We start from the raw sequence: 8,568 nt of genomic DNA on the forward strand, positions 1-8,568 counted from the left end.
TTCCTTCGGACCCTGTCGTTGGCCAACAACGCCCTTGCCATTCAGATTATCTTCCCCTCAGTCAGGGTGATTCAGGTTTCTTCCAACCTGACGGGTTTGCCAGCTTCGCTGGGCAAACAAAAAAGCCCCGCTACACAGGCGGGGCAAGAAACACACTCAACTTGGAACACACATTTTGCAGAAAACACATTAATCTGTTTTCAATCACTACACTTTGTTAGTCCACAGCTTTTCCGTTAAGTTCACCCACATCGAAATTTTTTTAAAATTTATTTTCATTTCACAATTCAACACAACAATTGCCCAAATTTTCTTCCTTTCGACAATGCCCTCGCAATAACTCGTAACCACCTGTTATTTATAGCTATTAGATTATTTAAGGCGTCAACAAAAAAGACATCAGAGCAATATAATTATACGAAAGTATTACACTTGCTTAATGTTAATGAGGTTAATGATCTGTAAATAAAATAGTGGCGTAAGTTTGATGGTCTCACAACAATTAGAGGAAACAACGATGAGAAGGACTAAGTCGCTACTGGCATGTTCGATTTTACCCCTATTTTTAGTAGGGTGTTCCGATGATGACGATGATTTTGTTGAACAACCGGCCCCCGCCCCTGAATTTGCCAACGTACGTGTAGTGCATGCTGCCTCCGACGCCCCAATGGTGAATATTACGGCGAACGATGCCATTTTAAATAATTTAGAAAACGTAGATTACCAAGTAGCTTCTTCGCGATTTGAAGTTGAAACTGGAACCTACGATATTGGCGTTACAGGTATTTTACCTGGCGATAACGCAGAAGTTTTACAGGCAGATCTTACGTTAGAAGCTGACACAAATTATGACGTGTTTGCGATAGGCAACGTAGGCGATAGTTCACTGGCGTTACTACCTGTTACCAGCACAGAAACAGCAGTAGAAGCAGGTAACGCACAAGTACAAATAGTTCATGCCGCATCATTAGCACCCACGGTTGACGTTTACGTTACTGCACCGGGTACCGATATTACGTCAGAGCAACCTCTTGTAACCGCAGAATTCACCGACGCCACAGGCCTTACGCAAGTACCGGCAGGTGATTATCAAATTCGTATTACGCCTGCTGGTGAAACCACGGTTGTTTACGATTCTGGTACGGTAGAACTTACCGACGGCGCAGACTTGCTTATCGCAGCGACAAACAATGTAGGAACAGGCGACTCTCCTGTTACATTGTTGGTCGCTGATGGCGATGGAAGCTTTAAGGTATGGGATGCAGCAACTCCCTCTGACGTTCGCGTTGTACACGGCATTAGTGATGCACCGGCTGTAGACGTTATCGCGAACAACGAAGTAGTGCTAGTTGATGGTATTCAATTTCCTCGTACGACAGACTACCTATCGGTTGCTCCTGGCAACTATTTAATTGACGTAGTAGCAGATGCTGACAACAGCATTGTGGCTGTTGATGATGCCGAACTTACCCTTGAAATTGGTATGTCGTATACCGCCATTGCCAACAACACATTAGCGGCACCAGAATTGGATGTACTTGTAGATGTACCGCGCTCAGTTGCCACTGAAGCAAAAGTACGTATTGTGCATTCTTCACCAAGCGCGGGTAACGTAGATATTTATGTAACAGCTGACGGTGAGATTGATGCAGTAGACCCAGCGTTTAGCGATATTGCCTATTCTACAGGCGATTTGGCTGAAACAGGTTACGTGAGCTTGGCAGAAGGCGATTACGTGGTAACCGTAACCCCTACTGGTACAAAAACAGCGGCAATTGAAACCGGTGTGCTTAGCTTAGAAAATGGTAGCATTTATACTGCCATTGCTTTAGACGGCGACATGGAAGGCGACCTTCCTCAATTAGCTTTGTTAGATGGTTTAGCACCACCGCCACCAGCGTTTAATGCAGACATGACGTATAACGTTAGTTTAAGCGGTTCACAAGAAGTACCCGCAGTTGACACAATGTCTGAAGCTACGGCCGTAGTTGAAATTGACGAAGACTTACCGGCATTTAGTGTAAGCGTTGATGTATCGGGCTTAACTGATGTTACAGGTGTGCACGTACACGATGGCGGTTTAGGTATGAATGGTCCTGTTGCCTTTCCTCTTACTGATGCGGGTGACGGTACATACGTACTTACACAAACCAATATTTCACCCAGTAATTTAGACGCATTAACCAGCGGTGAATGGTATTTAAATGTTCACACAGAAGCGAACCCTAGCGGCGAAGTACGTGGACAAATTGTTCCGGATACCACTGCAGTAGTTACATTTGCACTAAGCGGTAACCAGTCTGTTCCAGCAGTAGATACAATGGCTTCAGGTTCTGGCTACGCCCTTTTTGATACTACATCAGATTCTGTATACCTAGTGGCTGCAACCACGATAGATAATGCAACCATGGCGCACATCCACAGTGGTTTTGCGGGCGAAAATGGCGGCGTTGTTGTGACGTTAGTAGAAAGCGAAATGACTGCTGGCACGTGGATGACAGATGGCTATGTTGAATTAGAAGAAGCCGTAGCAACGCAACTGCTTTCTGGTGGACATTATGTAAATGTGCATACAGAGGCATTTCCAAGCGGTGAAATTCGTGGCCAAATTACACCAGATAACATTCAGGTGTTTGGTATTGTTGCCACCGGTGGTCAAGAAGTGCCAGCGGTTGAAACGTCAGCGTCTGGTGCAGGGGCATTTACGTTGAACACAACCACAGGTGCGTTATCAGGTAGTGTAACCATTACCGGTATGACGGCAAATATGGCGCACATTCACGAAGGCGAAGCGGGTGTAAACGGTGGTGTGATACTAGGTCTTGAAGGTATGGACGGGGTATGGTCTGTTCCAAGCAGCACTACGCTAGACGCTGACCAAATGATGACCATGCAGGCAGCAGGCTATTACACGAACTTCCACTCAGATGCGTTTCCTTCTGGGGAGATTCGTGGTCAAGTGACGCTTGGTTTCGAATAACAGTGGTTTCGAATAACAGTGGTTTCGAATAGCAGTGGTTTTGAGTAAGCTCAACGAACGGTGATTGGCCACCGTTCGTTGTAAATTTATTTGAATAAAAGATTTACGAAATTGTATGAATAAAAAAGGGGCTTACGCCCCTTTTTTGTATGTGTTGTTTTGCCTATCTACTAGCTTGCTACTGCGTGTAGCGCATTTCTAAAGTCGGCAATAAGGTCGTCGGTATCTTCAATACCCACTGAAATGCGAAGCATGTTGTCTGATACACCCATCTTCTCTCGCTCTTCAGCGGTATTTTCAAAGTAGATAGTAGGCGCTACTGGTAACGCCAGTGTTCTATTGTCACCTAAATGCGTGGCGCAAATTACCAGCTCCATTTCGTTTAAAAACGCTACTGGGTCGATATTATCCACTAAATTAAAACTTAAGATGGCACCGTAGCCATTACTCAACTGCTCTCGAGCCATAAAGTGCTGTGGATGGTCAGCAAGACCAGGATAAAAAACCTCACTAATGCTGTGGTGGTTATCGAGGAATGTGGCTAATTTTAACGCGTTTTGCTGACTGCGCTGAAGGCGAAGCCCAAGGGTTTCCATGCCTACTGCAATGGCGGTGGCCGACTCTGGCGCCAGTGTAGCGCCTAAATCTCTCAAGCCCTTTTTCTTTATTTGTGTTATTCCCCACTGCGCCGTATCGGCTACCTTATAAGCGGGTTTAATATTGCTGTATTTTTCCCAGTTAAACTGACCGGTATCAGTAACAGCACCACCAAGCACATTGCCGTGACCTGCAATGTATTTGGTTAACGAACAAAATATCAGCGACGCTTTGTAGTCTTTTGCGTAACAAAGCGGAGGCGGTGTCATTGTATTATCAACCATAAAGAGAATGTGCTTCTCTTCACAAAACTGACCTATTGCATGCAAATCTGAAACTTGCGTAACCGGGTTGGCCACGGTTTCACAGTAAACCCCTTTAGTATTGGGCTGGTATGCATCCACAACCTGTTCAATATCGGTAACATCGGTGTAGGTGACGTGAATACCGAACTCTTTTAAGGTTTCGAAAAAACTACGGGTATTACCAAAAAGATACTGACTAACAATGAGATGATCGCCAGCTTTAAGCAGCGCGAACAAGGTGCTGCTAATGGCGGCCATTCCCGTGCTAAAGCAAAGTGTGCCCACTCCCCCTTCTAATTGATTAAGCATGTTTTGCAACGCAGCCACAGACGGTGACGAAGAGCGAGAATAAACATGCGCGGCACGTTTACCCTGAAAGGCATCGATAATGCCTTGAGCATCTTTAAACTCAAACAGCACAGAATTTGATGTACTAGTATGGACACCGCCATGCTCTGGCGTGTTAAGCATGCGATCGGCATGGACTTGACGGGTAGTGAATCCCTGTTTTGTCACGGGTAAAACTCCGGTAGTAAAGTTACGCGCCGACCTCAAAATCTACCAAGTAGCAAATCGATGCTGTGCGCATAGAAAAAGCCGTGGTAGTTTTCAAGTGGATTATTGAGGCCGTGTTATGCATTTTTCTGGGTATTTTGGGCAAACATTATCATAAAATGTATAGATAGTTTGCATTTGTTCATCAATGTTTTCGACCTTTTGAATGACAGGGCCAAAACGGATTATTTTAGTGCGATAATCTAGCGAAAGCAGCTGAATGGATATATCTGCCTCTTTCGCAATGTGCAGAAAACCGGTTTTCCATGGGAAGATTGGGCTTCGCGTACCCTCTGGTGCCAGAGCCAATACTAATTCATCCGATTGTTTAATCTTTTCAACAATACTGGTTACCACTCCATGAGCCTTACTTCGCTTAATGGGAATGCCGCCTAACTTTTTGATGATGTACCCGAGTGGCTGAACAAAAATGGTATGTTTGCCGAAAAAATTCAATTTTAAACGCAGCGAAAACACCACGAACAAACCTATAAAAAAATCCCAATTGGTTGTGTGAGGCGCAACGGCCAATATGGCTTTCTTTTGATTTATAAAAGCCCCTTCTACACGCCAGCCCCGTTTGGTAAGCACAAAGGCAGCAAATGACGATAACCAGTGCGGCCACTGCCGTGGTATGTGCTCATGTATTTGAAGCTCATTGATTTTTAAATTAGTTTTTATGCTGGCGCTTGAGTATGAAGCGCTTTTTGCCTCATCTTCTTTCTTGTTGAGAGTTTTATTGCTATTCATTTTTATTATTCTCATACTGCTCAAGGCGTTAAGAGTAATGAAAATCAAAACGCAAATCTACGATAAACGGCAAGCGCACAGTAGAGCATACGCTAAAACGACTCGATTACAGCGCAATAGTACGCACAGACAGGCGGAACTGACATACCGAATAAGGTGTAAATATGTGTATTTTATTTATTGCTCGGCAGCAGCATCCTCGCTACCCGCTCATTATTGCGGCGAACAGAGATGAGTTTTATGCAAGACCAACTGCTCCTGCTGCATTTTGGGACGATGCCCCCTCCATACTGGCGGGCAGAGATTTTGAAGCAAACGGTACATGGATGGGCGTTACACAAAGCGGAAAAATTGCGGCAATCACCAACGTACGTGCCCCGTCTGAAGTGCGCACAGACGCGATTTCGAGAGGTGAGTTGGTAACTAACTGGCTGAAAGACGATAAGGCACAGTTTACTGGCCAAGTTACGGAGCAGTTAACGGAGCAGTATTTACAAACGCTGAGTGACACTCGACACCGCTATAACGGCTATAACCTGGTGTTTGGTAACGCAAGTGCACTACATGTTTACAATAACGTGAACAACTCTGTACACCCTATACAGCAAGGTGTGTTTGGTCTTTCAAATGCCGACATTATTACCCCATGGCCAAAGGTTACCCAAGGCGTAACAAGTTTAAATAAGTACGTATCTCAGCACGACACGATAAACACCGAAGATTTGTTTGCGCTATTGCGCAATGAAGACAAAGCAGATGACCAACACCTCCCCAGTACAGGTATTGGTTACGAATGGGAAAAAGCGCTGTCTTCCATTTTTATTAATATACCCAGCTACGGTACGCGAACATCCACTATTTTGCTGGTTGATAGCAGCGGCGAACTCAGCTTTAAAGAACGAACCTTCACTGAAAAGGGAGAAACAACGCAAACACGAGAATTTTCCTTCAAAATTTAACGGGTTTGTAGAATAAATCTTTCGAGGTTTACAAAATTCGATATTAAATTGAAATATTTTCAACGAATAGGTGTCGTTTTTTGTATCAGCAATGGCATAATGCGTGCCTGCTAGCATTTGCTTTCCATTATTTGCAGACCACTATTTGCATACCAAAGTGAGGACATATCGTGTTTGAAGTATTACCCTATCTTGCCCCAGATCCAATTCTTGGCCTTTCTGCTTCTTATAAAGAAGACACCAACCCGAGTAAAATAGACTTAGGCGTTGGCGTATATAAAGATGAGCAAGGTAATACCCCTATTCTTTCGAGTGTGGCAAAAGCACAACAACTTTTACTAGAGCGCGAAACCAGTAAAACCTATATTACTCCTCAGGGTAACCAAGGTTTTATCGATGGCATGCTTTCGCTACTACTTGGTAAAAACAGCCCGGTACTGATGGCCGATCGCGTTGCTGCTGTTCAGGCTCCAGGTGGTTGTGGTGCCCTTCGCATTCTTTCTGAGCTTTTAGTGCGTTGTAACGACAAAGCAAAAGTGTGGGTAAGCGACCCAACATGGGCGAACCATATTCCGCTTATCGGCTCCGCGGGTTTAGAAATAGAAACATACCCGTATTTCGATAAAGCATCTGCCAGTATTCGCTTTGACGCCATGATGGACACCCTTCGCAACGTAAATAAAGGCGATATCGTGCTACTTCACGGCTGCTGCCACAACCCAACCGGTGCAGACTTAACCAATGCACAATGGGACGAAGTTTTAGCGGTTGCCAAAGAACGTGAGTTTTTACCTTTCATCGATGTTGCCTATTTAGGCTTTGGTGAAGGGTTAGAAGATGATGCCTACGGTATGCGCCTTCTTGTTGAAAATCTTCCTGAGGTTATTGTTGCTGCGTCGTGCTCTAAAAACTTCGGTTTGTACCGCGAACGTGTTGGCCTAGCCGCTATTGTTACCCAAGACACAGCAACTCGCAAAATTGCGCAGGGACAAATACAGTCTATTGCTCGTGCTATTTACTCAATGCCACCAAGCTACGGCGGCGCACTCGTTGACTTAATTTTATCTGACGAAGCCCTTAACAACGAGTGGGTGTCTGAGGTTAACGAAATGCGCGACCGCATGAAAACGCTACGTGCAATGCTGGTTCAAAACCTTCATGACAACGGTTCACCAAAAGACTTCAGCTTCGTGAATGACCAAAAAGGTATGTTCTCGTTTTTGTGTATCACGCCTGAGCAAGTGCGTGAAGTAAGAGAAAAGCACAGCGTTTACTTTGTAGATTCAAGCCGTGTAAACATTGCTGGGATCAACAAAAACAATGTGGAAACCTTAGCAAAAGCATTGGTTTCTGTTCTTTAGCCCAAGGCTATTGATGCATAACCCCCAAAGCCAGGGTTTAAGCCAAATGAAAAGCCGCCGCGTTTAATAACGCCGCGGCTTTTTTTGTTCCCTAAAGCCCCTCGCCCATAGCTTGACCACACCACGCCTAAATGATGCCTATGTGGATTTCGTTCGCTACACAGCGCTTTTATAGTTTTGAAAAAATAAGAAAGCAGGGTTAAACATGCCTCCACATGGGCTGCGCAAAGCTCTTTCGGATTTACCATATTATGAAACTGAATGGAGTGTGAATCTATCTAAGGTAGCTTTAAATAGTGCGCTTAGCATAGCGCTTCATCATCATGTGTTTATATAAGATGGTTAAGAAATTAGACCGCATACATACTCAAAAATAAAAACAGCGTATATAAAGCCTTTGAGAAACATAACTGACTACAAGCATAGTTTTTACTGACCGTGCGTGAAGTACACCTCTCCCACCTAACACACCATTTTGGTACTTTTAACTCATGAGCAAAATACACCATTCTAATTTATTGTTTAATTAAGAGAAGTTAGAGGGTAATCTGACAATATTGATAAAGTTAAAAACCCCATAATAGTGTGTTTAGACAGACCGGTTTGGGGTCTAGTAAATTGTTAGTAGCCATATGAAAATGGAGACAGCAGTGGAAATAGATGAAGATAAAATCGATGAAGCGGCACTTGCTCTGTTTTACCTTACTCTGCACGACAAGTTTGGTAGGGCTTGGAAGCAAATAGATTGGAGTATCACCGACCGTCTTTATGAAAAAGGTTATATTCACGACCCTGTTGGCAAATCAAAGTCTGTTGTTTTAACTGAAGAAGGGCTCGCCAAATCAGAAGAGCTATTCAAAAAGTTATTCGTCAAAAGTGAGTGAGTATTGTGCGCATAGCTCAGCTATTACTCTAGGATGTATCGGCGTGGCAACTAACACATATGAGCCTCCGGGCTGTCAATGAAAAAAGATAGCCCTTTGACCGCTATTTCAAGATCAATACCGTTGCCTTTTTAGAACTCGTTTACTTCGTCTGTCATGGTTGATGTTAGGCAAATT

General features: G+C 44.1%; 6 protein-coding genes and 1 pseudogene. 5 read left to right on the top strand and 2 right to left on the bottom strand.

Features of this window, described 5'->3' with window-relative positions; translation table 11 throughout:
* Together O9X84_RS19195 and O9X84_RS19200 are read left to right on the top strand one after the other, a co-directional pair.
* A pseudogene (locus O9X84_RS19195) lies at nucleotides 1-240 on the top strand (hypothetical protein); the annotation flags it as partial.
* A gap of 277 nt (nucleotides 241-517) precedes the next feature.
* On the top strand, nucleotides 518-2,980 hold the full coding sequence (locus tag O9X84_RS19200; protein WP_269521266.1) for a CHRD domain-containing protein: 2,463 nt from the start codon (nucleotides 518-520) through the stop codon (nucleotides 2,978-2,980).
* Nucleotides 2,981-3,150: 170 nt separating this feature from the next.
* Here O9X84_RS19200 and O9X84_RS19205 read toward each other — a convergent pair whose 3' ends face one another.
* Together O9X84_RS19205 and O9X84_RS19210 are read right to left on the bottom strand one after the other, a co-directional pair.
* Nucleotides 3,151-4,398, bottom strand: coding sequence for a cystathionine gamma-synthase family protein (locus O9X84_RS19205; RefSeq protein WP_269521267.1), 1,248 nt, complete (start codon nucleotides 4,396-4,398; stop codon nucleotides 3,151-3,153).
* Between the two features lie 102 nt (nucleotides 4,399-4,500).
* Nucleotides 4,501-5,187, bottom strand: a complete 687-nt coding sequence (locus O9X84_RS19210; protein WP_269521268.1) for a 1-acyl-sn-glycerol-3-phosphate acyltransferase — start codon at nucleotides 5,185-5,187, stop codon at nucleotides 4,501-4,503.
* Nucleotides 5,188-5,351: 164 nt separating this feature from the next.
* Here O9X84_RS19210 and O9X84_RS19215 point away from each other — a divergent pair, with 164 nt between their 5' ends.
* The 3 genes from O9X84_RS19215 to O9X84_RS19225 all read left to right on the top strand — a co-directional run bounded on the left by O9X84_RS19215 (nucleotide 5,352) and on the right by O9X84_RS19225 (nucleotide 8,391).
* Nucleotides 5,352-6,146 (top strand): NRDE family protein, encoded by a 795-nt coding sequence (locus O9X84_RS19215; RefSeq protein WP_269521269.1) that lies wholly within the window; start codon nucleotides 5,352-5,354, stop codon nucleotides 6,144-6,146.
* Between the two features lie 170 nt (nucleotides 6,147-6,316).
* Complete coding sequence (locus O9X84_RS19220; RefSeq protein ID WP_269521270.1) at nucleotides 6,317-7,507, top strand: amino acid aminotransferase; 1,191 nt, start codon at nucleotides 6,317-6,319, stop codon at nucleotides 7,505-7,507.
* 650 nt (nucleotides 7,508-8,157) lie between these two features.
* The gene (locus tag O9X84_RS19225) at nucleotides 8,158-8,391 is read left to right on the top strand and encodes a DUF6429 family protein (protein ID WP_044056436.1); all 234 of its coding nucleotides are present in this window, start codon (nucleotides 8,158-8,160) and stop codon (nucleotides 8,389-8,391) included.
* Nucleotides 8,392-8,568 lie beyond the last annotated feature (177 nt).

Source organism: Alteromonas sp. BMJM2 (assembly GCF_027257845.1).
GTDB lineage: Bacteria > Pseudomonadota > Gammaproteobacteria > Enterobacterales > Alteromonadaceae > Alteromonas.

Excerpts from the sequence above, each read along its gene's own strand:
- O9X84_RS19200 (WP_269521266.1), top strand. The coding sequence starts at position 518 with ATGAGAAGGACTAAGTCGCTACTGGCATGTTCGATTTTACCCCTATTT.
- O9X84_RS19210 (WP_269521268.1), bottom strand. The coding sequence starts at position 5,187 with ATGAATAGCAATAAAACTCTCAACAAGAAAGAAGATGAGGCAAAAAGC.
- O9X84_RS19215 (WP_269521269.1), top strand. The coding sequence starts at position 5,352 with ATGTGTATTTTATTTATTGCTCGGCAGCAGCATCCTCGCTACCCGCTC.